General features: G+C 71.4%; 16 protein-coding genes. 11 read left to right on the plus strand and 5 right to left on the minus strand.

The window, feature by feature from the left end:
- Window positions 1-18 precede the first annotated feature (18 nt).
- Window positions 19-591 carry a GNAT family N-acetyltransferase gene (locus tag ABEA24_RS09375; RefSeq protein WP_345430291.1) on the plus strand — a complete coding sequence of 191 codons (573 nt, stop codon included), beginning with the start codon at window positions 19-21 and terminating at the stop codon, window positions 589-591.
- Between the two features lie 105 nt (window positions 592-696).
- Here the strand turns inward: ABEA24_RS09375 and ABEA24_RS09380 are convergent, their stop codons facing one another.
- The 3 genes from ABEA24_RS09380 to ABEA24_RS09390 all read right to left on the minus strand — a co-directional run bounded on the left by ABEA24_RS09380 (window position 697) and on the right by ABEA24_RS09390 (window position 3,450).
- The gene (locus ABEA24_RS09380) at window positions 697-1,023 is read right to left on the minus strand and encodes a cupin domain-containing protein (RefSeq protein ID WP_345430292.1); all 327 of its coding nucleotides are present in this window, start codon (window positions 1,021-1,023) and stop codon (window positions 697-699) included.
- A gap of 134 nt (window positions 1,024-1,157) precedes the next feature.
- Window positions 1,158-2,096, minus strand: coding sequence for an NADP-dependent oxidoreductase (locus ABEA24_RS09385; protein ID WP_345430293.1), 939 nt, complete (start codon window positions 2,094-2,096; stop codon window positions 1,158-1,160).
- Window positions 2,097-2,496: 400 nt separating this feature from the next.
- Window positions 2,497-3,450, minus strand: a complete 954-nt coding sequence (locus ABEA24_RS09390; RefSeq protein ID WP_345430294.1) for a Gfo/Idh/MocA family protein — start codon at window positions 3,448-3,450, stop codon at window positions 2,497-2,499.
- Between the two features lie 83 nt (window positions 3,451-3,533).
- Here ABEA24_RS09390 and ABEA24_RS09395 point away from each other — a divergent pair, with 83 nt between their 5' ends.
- Window positions 3,534-4,427, plus strand: coding sequence for a LysR family transcriptional regulator (locus ABEA24_RS09395; RefSeq protein WP_345430295.1), 894 nt, complete (start codon window positions 3,534-3,536; stop codon window positions 4,425-4,427).
- A gap of 172 nt (window positions 4,428-4,599) precedes the next feature.
- Here ABEA24_RS09395 and ABEA24_RS09400 read toward each other — a convergent pair whose 3' ends face one another.
- Entirely contained in the window at window positions 4,600-5,250 is a 651-nt protein-coding gene (locus ABEA24_RS09400) for an RICIN domain-containing protein (RefSeq protein ID WP_345430296.1), read from the minus strand.
- Between the two features lie 440 nt (window positions 5,251-5,690).
- Here ABEA24_RS09400 and ABEA24_RS09405 point away from each other — a divergent pair, with 440 nt between their 5' ends.
- Window positions 5,691-6,911, plus strand: coding sequence for a dipeptidase (locus ABEA24_RS09405; protein ID WP_345430297.1), 1,221 nt, complete (start codon window positions 5,691-5,693; stop codon window positions 6,909-6,911).
- A gap of 223 nt (window positions 6,912-7,134) precedes the next feature.
- Here the strand turns inward: ABEA24_RS09405 and ABEA24_RS09410 are convergent, their stop codons facing one another.
- The gene (locus ABEA24_RS09410; protein WP_345430298.1) at window positions 7,135-8,007 is read right to left on the minus strand and encodes a PaaX family transcriptional regulator; all 873 of its coding nucleotides are present in this window, start codon (window positions 8,005-8,007) and stop codon (window positions 7,135-7,137) included.
- Window positions 8,008-8,152: 145 nt separating this feature from the next.
- On the opposite strand from ABEA24_RS09410, the gene ABEA24_RS09415 reads away from it, so the two are divergent.
- The 8 genes from ABEA24_RS09415 (at window position 8,153) to ABEA24_RS09450 (ending at window position 15,172) form a co-directional block, all read left to right on the plus strand.
- Window positions 8,153-9,055, plus strand: coding sequence for an SDR family oxidoreductase (locus ABEA24_RS09415; protein WP_345430299.1), 903 nt, complete (start codon window positions 8,153-8,155; stop codon window positions 9,053-9,055).
- Between the two features lie 17 nt (window positions 9,056-9,072).
- The gene (locus tag ABEA24_RS09420) at window positions 9,073-9,945 is read left to right on the plus strand and encodes an amidohydrolase family protein (RefSeq protein ID WP_345430300.1); all 873 of its coding nucleotides are present in this window, start codon (window positions 9,073-9,075) and stop codon (window positions 9,943-9,945) included.
- Between the two features lie 33 nt (window positions 9,946-9,978).
- Window positions 9,979-11,523 carry an acyl-CoA synthetase gene (locus ABEA24_RS09425; protein WP_345430301.1) on the plus strand — a complete coding sequence of 515 codons (1,545 nt, stop codon included), beginning with the start codon at window positions 9,979-9,981 and terminating at the stop codon, window positions 11,521-11,523.
- A gap of 14 nt (window positions 11,524-11,537) precedes the next feature.
- A complete protein-coding gene (locus ABEA24_RS09430) occupies window positions 11,538-11,996 on the plus strand; it encodes a MaoC family dehydratase (RefSeq protein WP_345430302.1) in 459 nt (152 codons plus the stop codon).
- 11 nt (window positions 11,997-12,007) lie between these two features.
- Window positions 12,008-12,850, plus strand: coding sequence for an IclR family transcriptional regulator (locus ABEA24_RS09435; RefSeq protein ID WP_345430303.1), 843 nt, complete (start codon window positions 12,008-12,010; stop codon window positions 12,848-12,850).
- Between the two features lie 30 nt (window positions 12,851-12,880).
- Window positions 12,881-13,936 (plus strand): aromatic ring-hydroxylating dioxygenase subunit alpha, encoded by a 1,056-nt coding sequence (locus ABEA24_RS09440; protein ID WP_345430304.1) that lies wholly within the window; start codon window positions 12,881-12,883, stop codon window positions 13,934-13,936.
- Window positions 13,933-14,151, plus strand: a complete 219-nt coding sequence (locus ABEA24_RS09445; protein ID WP_345430305.1) for a hypothetical protein — start codon at window positions 13,933-13,935, stop codon at window positions 14,149-14,151. The genes ABEA24_RS09440 and ABEA24_RS09445 overlap by 4 nt, the downstream gene beginning before the upstream one ends.
- Before the next feature lie 64 nt (window positions 14,152-14,215).
- Window positions 14,216-15,172: a PDR/VanB family oxidoreductase gene (locus tag ABEA24_RS09450; protein ID WP_345430306.1), complete on the plus strand. Its 957-nt coding sequence runs from the start codon at window positions 14,216-14,218 to the stop codon at window positions 15,170-15,172.
- Window positions 15,173-15,435: the final 263 nt, after the last annotated feature.

The following is a 15,435-nucleotide window of genomic DNA, read 5'->3' on the forward strand; positions in this document are numbered from 1 at the left end:
AGACGCGATAATCGAGAAATGTCGATCTTCCTGGAGACCAGCCGCTTGACGCTGCGCCAATTCACCGAGGATGACGAGGACAACCTGGTCGAGCTCGACAGCGATCCCGAGGTCATGCGCTTCCTCACCGGTGGCAGGCCGACTCCCCGCGAGGAGATCCGTGACCGGATCCCGCGACTTCTCGGCTACTACGAGCGGTTCGAAGGTTTCGGGTTCTGGGCGGCGCAGGAGAAGGCCACCGGACGGTTTCTGGGCTGGTTCCACTTCCGACCGAACATAGACGAACCACGTGACGGCGAGATCGAGCTCGGCTATCGGCTGCGCAGGTCGGCCTGGGGCAAGGGTTACGCCACCGAGGGGTCGCGTGCGTTGATCCGCAAGGGTTTCACCGAGCTGGGAGTGGAACGGGTGGTCGCGGAGACGATGACGGTCAATCTCGGCTCCCGGCGCGTGATGGAGAAGGCCGGCCTGACACTCGTACGCACCTTCCACCGCGACGGGCTGGACTCCATCGAGGGCTTCGAGCACGGCGTGGTCGAGTACGCGCTGACCAGAGCCGATTGGGAGCGTGAACTTCAAGGCATGCGCTGACGGGATGGTGCGCGATCGAGGTCGCCTGGAACTCAGGCCGAAAGGAAATCCGCGTCACGCCCCGTCAGCGTGCTCTTCAGCCATGCCGATCGGCTGACCGCCGTCCTACCTTGGCGGATCGTCGACCTTGAGCTTTTCGCCCGTGTTGGAGATGAAGATGACCAGCAGCTTCGCCGGTTTCGTCCGGCTGGTGTTCTCGGTGAGCAGGTGGTGGGCACCGGGCTGCTCGACCCAGTTCTGTCCTTGGTGGTACGTACGTACCGGCCCGCCGGCCAGCCGGCTGCGCACAGTGCCCTGGAGCACGTAGGCGTAAACGAAAGCCGAGCCGTGCCGATGCGGCACCGCGCGCGCGTTGGGCGGGAAGTCCACGATCGCCGAGGTGAACCTCTTGCCCTTGACGTTCGGAAGCGCCTGTTCGAGCAGAGGCGTCAACGTCTCGGACGGTTGTTTCGAAACCGTGGCAACAGCGGCCACCCTGCCGGTCGCACGCTGTGCCGCTGGGGCGCATGCGGTGGCCGTGGCCACCATGCCGGCAGCCAGGAAGCCGCAGGCAGGCCGTATTCCGATCATGATTGCTCTCCTACCCGGTCCTCGATGATCCGGATGATCGTCTTGCCGGGGGTGCGCCGATCCGGGGCGAACGCGGAGGGCGCTTCGGGGAGCGTCCGCACGGCCCCGACGATCGGCTTGAGCCGTCCGTCCCGGAGCCGCTGGGCGAGGTCCGCGAGCCGGGCGCGATCGGGTTCGACGACGAAGAAGATCGCCCGCCCGTCCTTGGGCTGGACCTTGGATGGCGAGGCGATGGCGACGAGCGTGCCACCGGCGCGCACCAGTGCGGCCGAGCGGTCGAGGATCTCGCCGCCGATCACGTCGAACACCACGTCGACCTCACCGGCGTCTTCCAGTTGATCGGTCTGCAGGTCCAGGAAGAGATCCACGCCGAGACCGAGTGCGGTGTCCCGGTCGGCGGCCCGGCCCGTGCCGATCACTCGGGCTCCCACCTCGCGCGCGAGCTGCACCGCGATCGAACCCACACCGCCCGCGGCGCCGTGGATCAGGACGGTCTGACCCACTGCGAGGCGGCCGTGGTCGAACAGGCCCTGCCACGCGGTCAGCCCGGAGATCGGCAGTGCGGCGGCCACGGTGTGGTCGACGTCCGCCGGAAGCGGGGCGAGGTTGCGGGCCTCCACCGCGGCGTACTCGGCCAGTGAGCCGTTGCGCGTCCAGTCGGTCAGCCCGAACACCCGCTGGCCGACGCTTAGGCCGGTGGTTCCGTAACCCAGCGCGGCGACGACACCCGACAGCTCATGTCCGGGCACGCTCGGCGTCCGGTCACGGCCGGCGCGATCAGTCCACGTACCCGGCCAGTCGAGCTCTCCCGGGGTGAATCCCGCGGCATGCACCCGCACGATGACGTCGTTCTCGGCGGCGTGAGGGTACGGCATTTCCGTCAGGGAGAGTCCGCCGATACCGGCGGCGCGGTCTCGGACGGTGATGGCTCGCATGACGGTTCCTCTCGTGATGGGTTTTCGTGGGGCCGGCAGGCTCACTACCGCCGCCACGACCGCCGGGCCGTCGTCGCCCGGCCGGGCCATGGTGACGTCCCCTTTCGCCGGTCCCGCTCTGGGTCGTCATCAGGGAGACGAGGCAGCCCACGCGGGTGTGACGGCTCAGAGGTGCGTGATCTTCTCCGGGTTGAGGACCCTGCGGTACGCCGAAGACCGCGGGCCGATGCATCTCCCACTCGCCCTCGAGCATGCCGTCACGCCCAGGACACGCGCACTTTACTCACGCGGACGCGACCTCCCCCGAAATCGCATGCCCATCCTATGCTCGTGCTGCGAGGTGAGGCCGCGGTCGTCCCTGCCAGCGGCCTCGCGTCCTCATACTCCGCACGCAGGTCGATCACGGTGCGCTGTGGAAGCGCTCGACGACGCGCTGGACGCGCAGACCGGCGGCGAAGTCGGCGAGGGTGTGCTCCTCTCCCCGGACGGCTCGCGCGAACTCGCCCAGGCGGGTCTCCTCACTACCGCGCGGTCCCTCCGGATCGACGCGGGTCCAGCCGGAGACGTCGCCGACCCACAGGTCCGCCCAGTCGGTGATGCGGTACGACCGGTCGCTTCCGTAGAGGGTCCACTCATAGCTCTCCGGGCCGGCTGCGACCTGCCCGGACAGCCGCACCGGTACGTCGCCCGCGAGGAACAGGCCCGTCGCGGTGTCCTCGCTCGCCGGGCCGTACGCCGCTCGCGTGTGCACGGGAGAGAGCGGACCGAGCAGCCGGTCGGTGAGGAAGACGTAGTGCGAGGCGACCTCGCGAAGGAACCCGCCCTGCGCACGCCCCGCCACCCAGTGGGCGTCCCGCTGGAAGGACCTCGGCCACTCGGGGAACCCGAACCGCATCTCCACGCCGAGCACGGTCCCGGCCTCGCCGTTCCGGACGGCCCGGGCGACCGCGAGCGCGGCGCTCCGGTCGGACAGCACGAAGTTCAGCGCGTTCACCGCCCCGGTCTTCGCCGCCACGGCGACCATCTCCTCGCCCTCGGCCAGGTCCACCGCGAGCGGCTTCTCGGCGAACACCGCCTTGCCCGCCTTCATGGCCCGTACGGCGAAGGCGGCGTGCGTGGCGGGCGGCGAGGCGATGTAGACGGCGTCGAGTCCCTCTTCTTCGAGCAGCCGCTCCGGCTCCGCGACGTAGCTGACTGCCGGGTGTGCCGCCCGCGCCCGGTCGAGCGCCGGCGTGCTCGGATCGGCGGCCATCACGACGTCGAACTCCGGGTGGCGCGCCGCCACGTCCAGCATCTCGGACCCCATCGCGCCCAGGCCGATGACGCCCAGACGAACGATCTTCTCGCTGCTCATGCGGTGGATTCTGGGCGCTGCCGAAACGACAGCACAAGCGATGATTTCTGGCGCACGTTTAAGTGGCACTACATTGTGCGTTCATGCTCGACGTTCACCGCCTCGCGGTGCTCCGTTCCGTCGTGGAGACCGGCTCGATCCAGGCGGCCGCCGCCCACCTCGGCTACACCCCGTCGGCGATCAGCCAGCACATCGCGGCACTGCAGCGCGAGACCGGCACGCTGCTGCTGGAGCGCCACGGCAGGGGCGTCCGCCCCACCGAGGAGGGACGGCTCCTCGCCTCGCACGCCCGCGGGATCCAGCGGCGGATCGCCGAGGCGGAGACCGCCCTGTCCGACCTGCGGGCGGGTAAGTCGCGGCGGCTGACCGTGCGTTACTTCGCCACGGCCGGGGCCGTGCTGATACCGCCCATCGTCGCCGAGTTCGACCGGCGCTTTCCCGAGGTCCGCCTGGAGCTCCGGCTGGGAAAGGGCCTGACCGGGGAGCCGGCGGACGCCGAGATCATGGTGATGGACGACGCCGTTCAGGTGCCCGCGGGCCTGCGGGCCGTCCCCCTGCTGGACGATCCGTTCGTGGCGGTCCTGCCGTCCGGGCATCCGCTCGCCGCCGAGGAGACCGTCGAGTTGGGCGCGCTGAGCGGCGAGAAGTGGGTCGACAACGAGTGGCCGACCACACTCTGCCGGGAGACGATCATCGAGGCGTGCGGTGCGGCGGGCTTCACGCCCGACTTCGTGGTGGAGGCCCACGACTATGCGACGGCGGCGGCCTTCGTCGCGACCGGCCTCGGCGTGACCGTGGTGCCGCGGCTCGCGCTCGGGCTGCTGCCCGCCACCGCGGTGGCGTGCGTTCCGATCACCCGGCCCACGCCGGTCCGGTCCATCTTCGTCGTGGTCAAGGAGCCGCTCGGCGACCGGCCCGCACTGTCCGCGTTCGTGGACCTGCTCCGCGACGTCGCCGCCGCCCACTCCGGACCCTGACCGGCGGCCCCGGCGCCGTCCCGGGATAGGCGCGCCCGGGAAGCGCCGCGGCCCGGCGGCCTCGGCCGGCCGGCGGTCGGGAACCCGGCACGTCGATGCGCCCGTCACCGGCCGGCCTTTGCCGCTCGGCCGGCCGGTGACGGATCCTCACGGCGCTACCGCGAGACGGCGACTAGATCCTCTCGAACCACCACCACTGGTTCCTGTTTCCGCTGATGAAGTCCCACAGCTGAACCTTCGTGCCGTTCCCGTTGATCGTGCCCAGATCCGCGTCGAGGTACCGGTTGCTGTATGAATTGACGATCCGCGAGTAGGAGCCATAGTTGATGACCGGCCACCATTGGTTCCGGTTACCGCTGATGAAGTCCCACAGCTGAACCTTCGTGCCATTGCCGTTGATCGTGCCCAGATCCGCGTCCAGGAAGCGTCCACTGTAGACGTTCTGGAACCGAATGTAGGTGCCGTAGCCGTACGCGTACCACCATTGGTTCCTGTTGGCGGCGATGCAGTCCCACAACTGCACCTTGGTGCCGTTCCCGTTGATCGTGCCCAGATCCGCGTCGAGACACCTGTTGTTGTAGGAACTGTGAATCCGGTACCGCCCGAGATACGTCGGCTGCTGGGCGGGCTGCGAGCCCGCGACCGGCGCCCGTAGGGTTTCGGTGACACGGACGGGCCGGTCAGAGCGTTGCGCGTCAGGTGGCGCGGCGGCGGTCGACGGCGTGTCGTGCCCGTCCACCGTCGCCGCGTCGCCGACTCGCGCAAAGCCGATCGTCCCGCAGGACAGCAAGGCCACCATACCTATGGCGACGCGGATCTTCATTCTCGTCTCCATCTCCCACCGCGCGGCGATTCCTGCGCCGTCTCGCGATGGATGTAGCCGGATATGAGTCACCTTCAGGGCAGAGTGACACGTACAGCAATAAAGCATTCCCCCGCGCACTCACGCATCCAGATAGGCAGAACGCAAGTTATCGCGCGGTCCATTGATCTGCCAGTAACGGCCGTACTGGAAATGCCAAAGTGACGGTGAAGCCCCCGTAGGAGGCCGCAGCCGGAACAAATCACTATCTCTCCGGGCCAATATTCCGAAGCGCCGTCGATGACCGCCGAAGGTTCATGGACGTGGCGACGCGACGGGCAGGGCTCCGGTCGGCATGGCGCCGGGTGGTCCCCACCGCGTCTACCTCCGGGCCGGTCGTCCGCCTAGGCTGGGACCAGTACCAAACGATCATCCGAGCACAGTGAGGGCCCAGGACAGCAATGGCATATGTCGCCGATCCGGTCATGGTGGAACGCGCTCGCGCGCTGCTGGCCGAACACCCGGTGGTGGACGGTCACAACGACCTTCCGTGGGCGCTGCGCGAGCAGGTCCGGTACGACCTGGACCGCCGTGACGTCGCGGTCGACCAGTCGGCCTTCCTGCACACCGACCTGCCGCGGCTGCGCGCGGGCGGGGTGGGCGCGCAGTTCTGGTCGGTGTACGTGCCGTCGGACCTGGCGGGCGACGCGGCGGTCAGTGCCACGCTGGAGCAGATCGACTGCGTACGGGCGCTGGTGGAGCGCTACCCCGATCAACTGCGGCTCGCCCTCACCGCCGAAGACGTGGAGGCGGCTCGGGCGGACGGACGCATCGCCTCGCTGCTGGGCGCGGAGGGCGGGCACTCGATCGCCTGCTCCCTGGCGACGCTGCGGGCGCTGTACGAGCTGGGCGTCCGCTACATGACACTAACGCACAACGACAACGTGCCGTGGGCGGACTCCGCCACCGACGAGCCGGCCGCGCACGGCCTCACCACGTTCGGTGAGGAGGTCGTGCGGGAGATGAACCGGCTCGGCATGCTGGTGGACCTGTCCCACGTGTCCCCCGACACGATGCGCGACGCCCTGCGGGTCAGCCGGGCGCCGGTCATCTTCTCGCATTCCTCCTCGCGAGCGGTGTGCGACCATCCGCGCAACATCCCCGACGACGTACTGGAGCGGCTGCCCGCCAACGGCGGGGTGGCGATGGCGACGTTCGTGCCGAAGTTCGTGCTGCCCGAGGCCATCGCATGGACGCGGGCGGCCGACCAGAACATGCGCGCGCACGGCCTGTCCCCGCTGGACACGACGCCGGAGGCGATGAAGGTGCAGGGGGCGTACGAGGCCGCGCACCCGAGGCCGGTCGCGACGGCCGCGACCGTGGCCGACCACCTGGACCACATGCGCGAGGTGGCGGGAATCGATCACATCGGGATCGGCGGCGACTACGACGGCACCGCGTTCACCCCGGCGGGGCTGGAGGACGTGTCCGGCTATCCGCACCTCATCGCCGAACTCCTCGGCCGCGGCTGGAGCGAGGCCGACCTCGCCAAGCTGACCTGGCAGAACGCCCTGCGCCTGCTGCGCGGCGCCGAGGACGTGGCCCGTGGGCTGCGCGCCACGGAGAGGCCCTCGATCATGCGGATCACCGACACCGAGCCGTCCCCGGAGGCCTCACGCTGACTCCCCGAGCCGTCTCACGGCACCCCCCGGATCGGATGCCGGGCCGTCTCACGGCACCCCCGGACCGGGCCCCGGACCCACCCACGACACCGCCCAGGACCGGACGCCGAACCGTCCCACGGCGCCCGCTGCGATCGGACGCCGGGCCTGCCCGGTCCCGGCGCCGCCTCGGAACGGACGCCGGATCCGCCCGCTCTCGGCGTCCGGAAGGCGTGCGCCCGGCTTAGTCGAGGGCGATTCCGTCGAGGATCTCGGCGGCGCGGGCGCGGGCCGGCTCCTCGTAGCGGTGGGCGAGGGAGTGGAAGACCTTCTCGGCGCGGACCGCGGGCCAGTCGGCGGGCAGGTGCTCGGCGGGCAGGTGGGGGTCGCGGCGGACGAGGTCCAGCCAGTCGGTGTGCAGCAGCAGCTGGCGGGCGAGGTCGTCGGCCTCGGCGGCGGGTTCCGGCCGGTCCCACCGGGACAGGAACGCCTCGTAGCGGCGGGCGATGCCGGGCACGTCGAAGGCCGCGTCGATGAGGCGCGCGGCGTCGGTGGGTGCGACGGCGGCGCCCTGGAACGCCTTCAGGTGGGCGTCGAGGCCGAGACCGTCGACCAGGGCGGCGACGTCGACCCGGCCGGGCGCGGCCCACATGCCGCTCTGCAGCGGTCCGAACCCGCCCCACAGCAGGCGTGAGCGCAGGTCGTGCCGCTCACGCCGCCAGGAGTCGGGCAGGGAGAACCCGACGATCGTCCAGGTGCCGTCCCACGCGCGGTTGACGGCGCCGGTCTGCCACACGCGCCGATGCCCGTCGCGCAGCACCTCGACGGCGCGTGGCGTGAGCCCGAAGTACATCTTGCGGCCGCGCCGGTGGCGCTCCAGGAGGTCGCGCCGGACCATCCGGGTGAGCGTCGAGCGTACGGCGTCCTCGCCGACCCCGACACGCGCCAGGACCTCGATGATGCTGGCGGACGACAGCGCGACCTGGCGCCCCAGGACGTGGATGCCGAAGAAGCTGAGCATCAGCGACTGCGGGCGCGGGGCGCTCTCCGCCGCGTCGCCCCCGTCGAGGGCGGCGACGGAGGACATGTCGGGTTCGACCTGATCGGTACGGGTCACCAGGACAGCGTAGGCGCTGGTCGGTTCCGACGTGCGGTGATGCGAGCAATCATTGGGCAACATATTGACGACGGTACGAGATCTGCCTAGCTTTAGCGTTGCCGGAGGCACGTCTCCGGGCTCCGCGTTCCGAAAGGACCTCCTGATGGATCTCACCGGCAAGGTCGCCGTCGTCACCGGCGCCGGCCGCGGCCTCGGCTTCGCCTACGCATCCGCGCTCGCCGCCGCCGGCGCGGCCGTCGTGGTCAACGACGTGGACGCCGACGCCGCCGGGACGGCGGTCAAGGAGATCACCGAGGCCGGCGGCCGGGCCGCCGCCGAGGTACGCCCGGTCGGCACCACGGAGACCGCCGAGGCGCTGGTCGCCCGGGCCGTGGACGAGTTCGGCCGGCTGGACGTGATGGTCACCAACGCGGGCGTCCTGCGCGACCGGGTGCTGTGGAAGATGTCGGACGAGGACTTCGACACCGTGATCGGGGTGCACCTGCGCGGCACGTTCACGTGCGTGCGCGCCGCGGCCGCACGGCTGCGGGAGCAGGGCGAGGGCGGGCGCATCATCGTCGCCGGCTCCCCCGCCGGGCAGCGCGGGAACTTCGGCCAGACCAACTACGCCGCCGCCAAGGCCGGCATCGCCGCGATGGTGCGCACGTGGGCGATGGAGCTGGCCAAGGCGGGCATCACCGCGAACGCCGTGGTCCCCAACGCGGCCACCGCCATGACCCGGACCATCCCGGCGTTCGCCCCGTACGTCGAGGCGTACGAGAAGGACGGCACCCCGCTGCCGGACGCGCTGCGCAAGGGGTACGCCTTCGGTACGCCCGAGGACTGCGCCGGGCTGGTCGTCTACCTGGCCTCGGACGCGTCGAAGGACGTGACCGGGCAGTGCATCGGCATCGGCGGGGACAAGCTCTCGCTGTGGTCCCACCCGCAGGAGGTCAGTGCCGCCTACACCGACGGCGGCTGGACCGCCGACGCGATCGCGGCCGCCTGGCCCGTGTCGGCCGGCCAGCGCCCGGAGACGTACGGCATCCCGGCGCCGAAGCTGTGACCGGTCAGGAGACGACGATGATCGACGTGGACGCCGTGACGGCGATCGACATGCACACGCACGCGGAGGTCTCCGAGCGCGGCGAGCACTCCCTGTCCGCCGAGCTGGACGCCGCCGCCGGCGCGTACTTCAAGACCGAGCACCGCCACCCGACGCTGACCGAGATCGCGGCGTACTACCGCGAGCGGCGGATGGCGGCCGTGGTGTTCACCGTGGACGCCGAGTCGGCCACCGGCCACCCGCCCGTGCCGAACGAGGAGGTCGCCGAGGCCGCCCGCGCCAACCCGGACGTCATCATCCCCTTCGCGAGCGTCGATCCCGCCCGGGGGAAGGCCGGCGCCCGCCAGGTGCGGCGGCTGGTCGAGGAGTACGGGGTGCGGGGCTTCAAGTTCCACCCCAACGTGCAGGCGTTCCATCCGAACGACCGCCGGGCGTACGTGCTGTACGAGGTGATGGAGGAGCTCGGTGTGCCCGCGGTCTTCCACACCGGGCAGACGGGCATCGGCGCCGGCGCGCCGGGCGGGGGCGGCATCCGCCTGAAGTACTCCAACCCGATGGAGGTGGACGACGTGGCCGTCGACTTCCCGGAGCTGACGATCATCCTCGCGCACCCGTCCTTCCCCTGGCAGGACGAGGCCCTGGCGGTCGCCACCCACAAGCCGAAGGTCTACATCGACCTGTCCGGCTGGTCGCCGAAGTACTTCCCGCCGCAGCTGGTGCAGTACGCCAACTCGCTGTTGAAGGACAAGGTCCTCTTCGGCTCCGACTATCCGATGATCAGCCCCGACCGCTGGCTGGCGGACTTCGCCAAGCTGCCGATCAAGGACGAGGTCCGCCCCAGGATCCTCAAGGAGAACGCCGCCCGGCTCCTGGGCCTCCGCAAGGACTGACCTGGGGTCCACGCCGGGCGAGAGGAGCCCTCAATGCGCAACCAAGGCATCGGCTCGTGGACCGCGCGCCGGGCCCGCAAGACCCCCGGCCGGACGGCGCTGGTCTTCGAGGACCGCCTCACGAGCTACGCCGCGCTGCACGACCGCGCCACGCGCCTGGCGCACGTGCTGCGCGCGCGGGGCGTACGGCGCGGTGACCGCGTCGCCTACCTGGGGCCCAACCATCCGGCGTACCTGGAGACGCTGTTCGCCACCGGCATCCTCGGGGCCGTCTTCGTGCCGCTCAACAGCCGCCTGGCCGACCCGGAGCTGGTCTACCAGATCACCGACTCCGGCAGCTCGGTCCTCGTGCACACCGGCCGCGGCGTCGAGACCCTCAAGGCCGTCCACACGGGCGCCGCCCCGCGCGCGAGCCTTGCCGTCGGCGAACCGGTGCATCCGGCGGACCTCCCGTACGACGCGCTGGTCGACGACGCTCCGGCCGACCCGATCGACGAGAAGGTCGGCCTCGGCGACCCCTGCCTGATCATGTACACCTCGGGGACGACCGGGCGTCCCAAAGGCGCCGTGCTCACGCACGGCAACATCACCTGGAACAGCATGAACGTCCTGGTCGACGTCGACCTGGCCGGTGACGAGGTGATGCTCGTCAGCGCGCCCCTGTTCCACACCGCCGCGCTCAACATGACCTGCCTGCCGACGCTCCTGAAGGGCGGCACGGTCGTCCTGGAGCAGTCCTTCGACGCGGCGCGGACCCTGGAGCTGGTCGCGCGACACCGCGTCACCTGCCTGTTCGGGGTGCCGGCGATGTACGACCAGATCGCCGCCGAGCCCGGGTTCGCCGCCGCGGACCTGTCCAGCGTGCGGTCGCTGCTGTGCGGAGGCGCTCCCGTGCCGGCCCGGACGATCCGCGCCTACCTGGATCGCGGGCTCGCCTTCGTCCAGGGCTACGGGATGACGGAGGCCTCCCCCGGCGTGCTCCTGCTCGACCGGGCCGACTCCCTCGCCAAGGCCGGCTCCGCCGGGGTCCCGCACTTCTTCACCGACGTGCGTCTCGTGGACCCACTCGGCGGGGACGTCGCGCCCGGCGAGCGCGGCGAGGTGCTGGTCCACGGGCCGAACGTCACCTCGGGGTACTGGGGCCTTCCCCAGGCCACCGCCGAGTCGATCAGCGACGGCTGGTTCCACACCGGAGACGTCGCGCGCGCCGACGAGGACGGCTACGTCACGATCGTCGACCGGCTCAAGGACGTGATCATCTCCGGCGGGGAGAACATCTACCCCGCCGAGGTCGAGGACGCTCTGCTCGAGCACCCGGCGGTGCGCGACTGCGCGGTCATCGGCGTCCCGGATCCCCGCTGGGGCGAGGTCGGCCGGGCCGTCGTCGTTCCCGAGCCGGGCGCGGACCCGGGCGAGAAGGAACTGCTCGCCCACCTGGAGGGCCGGCTGGCCCGATACAAGATCCCCAAGTCGGTCGTGTTCGCCGGCACGCTGCCGCGCACTCCCAGCGGCAAGCTGCTCAAGCCCGCGATCCGCTCCGCGCACGGCGGCCCCGACGGCGGGCCGGCGACGAGTTGAAAGGCAGGCACTCCGTGACCATCACCGTCAACGGCCTCGATGAGATCAAGGCCCAGGCCGGCGCCGACCTCGGATACGGCCGGTGGATGGAGATCACCCAGGACCGGGTGAACACCTTCGCCGACGCGACCGACGACCACCAGTGGATCCACGTCGACGAGGAACGCGCCAAGGACGGGCCGTTCGGCGGCACGATCGCGCACGGCTACCTCACGTTGTCGCTGCTCATCCCCCTCTGGAGCGAGCTGCTGGAGGTCACCGGCGTCGGGATGGCCGTGAACCTCGGCCTGAACCGGGTCCGCTTGCCCTCCCCCGTCCGCGTCGGCTCGAAGATCCGGGTGCACGGCGCGATCGCGTCGATCACCGACGTGAAGGGCGACGGCGTCGAGGTGGTCGTGGACCTCACGGTCGAGATCGACGGCGTCGACAAGCCGGCGTGCGTCGCCCAGGCGGTCTACCGCTTCTACGCCTGACGGGCCCCGCCATGTCCCCGGACCTCGGCCGGCCGGGCACGTCGGTCGCCGACCGGCTGCTCGGCGTCCTCGACGCCTTCACCGCCGACCGGCGGGCGCTGTCGCTCAGCGACATCGCCCGCCGGGCCGGCCTGCCCCTGGCCACCGCGCACCGGCTCGTGGCCAGGCTCGTCGCCTGGGGAGCCCTCGAGCGCGACGCCGACGGCTGCTACCACATCGGGCTGCGGCTGCTGGAGGTCGCGTCGCTGGCCCCACGCGGCCTCGCGCTCCGGGAGACGGCGATGCCGTACCTGGAGGACCTGTACGAGGCGACCCACGAGAACGTCCACCTCGCGGTGCGCGACGGCCTGGAGGCGGTCTACGTCGAGCGCATCTCGGCGCGCTCGGCCGTCCGGGTGCTCAGCCGGGTCGGGGCGCGCTGGCCGCTGCACGCCACCGGAGTGGGGCTGGTCCTGCTGGCGTACGGCGACCGGGCGCTGCAGGAGACGGTGTGCGCCCGGCCGCTGCGCGCCTTCACCCCGTACACCGTGACCGACCCGGCCGTGCTGCGCCGCGTGCTGGCCGAGGTGCGGCGCTGCGGCTGCGCGGTGAGCGACCGCCAGATCACCGAGGACGCGATCTCCCTCGCCGCGCCCGTACGGGGAGCCGACGGGCACGTGGTCGCCGCGGTGTCCGTCGTGGTGGACGCCGAGGACGCGCGGGTACCGGCGCTGACGGCCACTGTGCAGGTCGCCGCGGGCGGGATCTCGCGGGCACTGGGATGGCGCCCTGGAAGGAACCGCTCGGACCGCGGGACCGGCCTTCCACCAGGTGGAAAGGGCATGGCGGTCGCGGCTCTCCGGGCGCGACGCTGAGGCCACCTCCACCTGCGGAAAGAGGGGCCGATGACGTCTTTCGCGAGGAATCAGTGGTACGTCGCCGCCTACGGCCGGGAGGTCGGCCGGGACCTGCTGGCGAGGACCGTGCTCGGCGAGCCGCTGGTGCTCTACCGCACCGAGGCCGGCGAGGTGGTGGCGCTCGCCGACCGGTGCGTGCACCGGCGGTTCCCGCTGTCGGAGAGCCGACTGGACGGCGACCGGATCGTCTGCGGGTACCACGGCTTCACGTACGCGCCGGACGGCGGCTGCGTCTCCGTCCCGGGGCAGAAGCGCGTTCCGCGCACCGCCCGGGTGGCCTCCTATCCGGTCGTCGAGCAGGACTCCTTCGTGTGGGTCTGGGTCGGCGACCGCGCGCTCGCCGACCCCGCGGGCGTCCCCCGGGCGCCCTGGCTCGCCGATCCGGAGTGGACGACGGTCAGCGGAATGGAGCCCCTGGACGCCCGCTACTGCCTGCTGGTCGACAACCTCCTCGACCTGTCCCACGAGACCTACCTGCACGGCGGCTACATCGGCACCCCGGAAGTCGCCGAGACGCCGATCACCACGGAGGTCGACGAGGACGCGGGCATCGTCCGGGTCGGCCGGCACATGCACGACGCCGAGTGCCCGCCGTTCTACGCCCGCTCAACCGGCGTCGAGGGCCGGATCGACCGGTTCCAGGACATCGAGTACCACGCGCCGTGCCTGTACATCCTGCACAGCCGCGTCGCGCCCACCGGGGTCACGCCCGGCCCGGACGGCGACGACAGCGGCGCCTTCCACGTCGAGGTCGTCTACGCCATCACCCCGTCGACCGAGAACACCACGTACGACTTCTGGGCCGTCGCCCGCGACTTCGCCCGCGACGACGAGGAGGTCAGCGCCTTCCTGCGCGAGTCCAACCGCACGGTCGTGCTCCAGGACGTCGAGGCGCTGAACACGCTGGAGAAGGTCATCGCCGCCGAACCCGACGGCTACCAGGAACTCAGCATCAACATCGACACGGGCGGCCTGGCGGCCCGCCGAATCCTGGCGCGCCTCGCCGCCGGTGAGGAGGCCCCGGCCGGGACCGGCGCGCGATGACCGGCCCGAGGGCATCCGCGCAGGTCTACCGGGTCCGCTGGCTGCCCGGCACCGACACGCTGCTGGGCATCTGCCACTGCGGAGCCGAGCACACCGCCCAGGAGCCGATCGAGCTGTGGGACTGGCTGCTCGCGCACCCCGCCGGGCACCGCCCGCCGGCCACGGCCGGGCCTCCCGGCGGCACCCCGCTCACCGCCGGCGCGGCGACCGGCTGAGACGCGTCCCGACGCGTCGCGGACGCCCGAGCGTCCCCGCACACTGAGAGAGGCTGCATCGACCGTGAGCAACGCCGGAGACGAGACCGAGGTGATCGTCGTCGGGCGGGACCACGCCGCCGACGGCGTGGTCCGCCTGACGCTCCGCCGCCCGGACGGCGGGCCGCTGCCCGCCTGGGAGCCCGGCGCCCACACCGACCTGCTCCTGGCCGACGGCCTCGTCCGGCAGTACTCACTGTGCGGATCGCCGGCCGACCGTGCGGTCTGGCGGATCGCCGTACTCCGTGAGCCGGGCGGCCGCGGCGGCTCCGCGTACGTCCATGACCGGCTCGTCGAGGGCTCCCGGCTGCGGGTGCGCGGCCCCCGGAACAACTTCGCCCTGCGGCCCGCCGACCGCTACCTGTTCGTCGCGGGCGGCATCGGGATCACGCCGCTGTTGCCGATGGTGGCGGCCGCCGAGCGGGCCGGCGCCCGATGGCGGCTGCTGTACGGCGGCCGCACGCGTGCGTCCATGGCCTTCCTCGACGAACTCGCCGTCCACGGCGACGCGGTGAGCGTTCGGCCGCAGGACGAGACGGGGCTGCTGGACCTGGACGCCTTCCTGGCCGAGCCCGACGACCGCACCCTGGTGTACTGCTGCGGTCCCGAGCCGCTGCTGGCCGCCGTCGAGGAGCGGTGCCGAGCGGGATGGCCGCCGGGCGCCCTTCGGATCGAGCGGTTCCAGCCGAAGGAGGAGACCGCACCGGCGGGGACGTCCTCGTTCGCGGTGGTGCTGGCCCGATCCGGGCGGACGCTGACCGTGCCACCGGACCGGAGCGTCCTGGACGTCGTCCGGTCCGCCGGGGTGGAGGTGCTCTACTCCTGCACCGAGGGCACGTGCGGGACCTGCGAGACGGACGTGCTGGAGGGCGAGCCCGACCACCGCGACTCGGTCCTCACCGATGAGGAGCGGGCGGGCGGCGAGACCATGATGATCTGCGTCTCCCGGTCGTGCGGCCCCCGCCTGATCCTCGACCTGTGACGCTCGCCCTCGCCACGCGCGCCCGCGCGGGACGACCGCCTGTGGCAAGCGCAATGACCGCCTACGGCAAGCGGGATGACCGCCTGCGGCAACGGGTCCAGGTCCGCGGCCTGTCGCCGGCGTGTGCGAGGCCGCCCGGACCGCTGAGCGGCGGACGCCGTTCATCAACATTCGGCACAGTCTTGACGGCGGTAAAAAAACAGCCATACATTCGTGCCGTTCCTCCGTGTGTCCCAGGACACATCTCTCCCGAGAACGGAGCG

Origin of the sequence: Actinoallomurus vinaceus (genome assembly GCF_039542055.1) — a bacterium.
GTDB classification, from domain to species: domain Bacteria; phylum Actinomycetota; class Actinomycetes; order Streptosporangiales; family Streptosporangiaceae; genus Actinoallomurus; species Actinoallomurus vinaceus.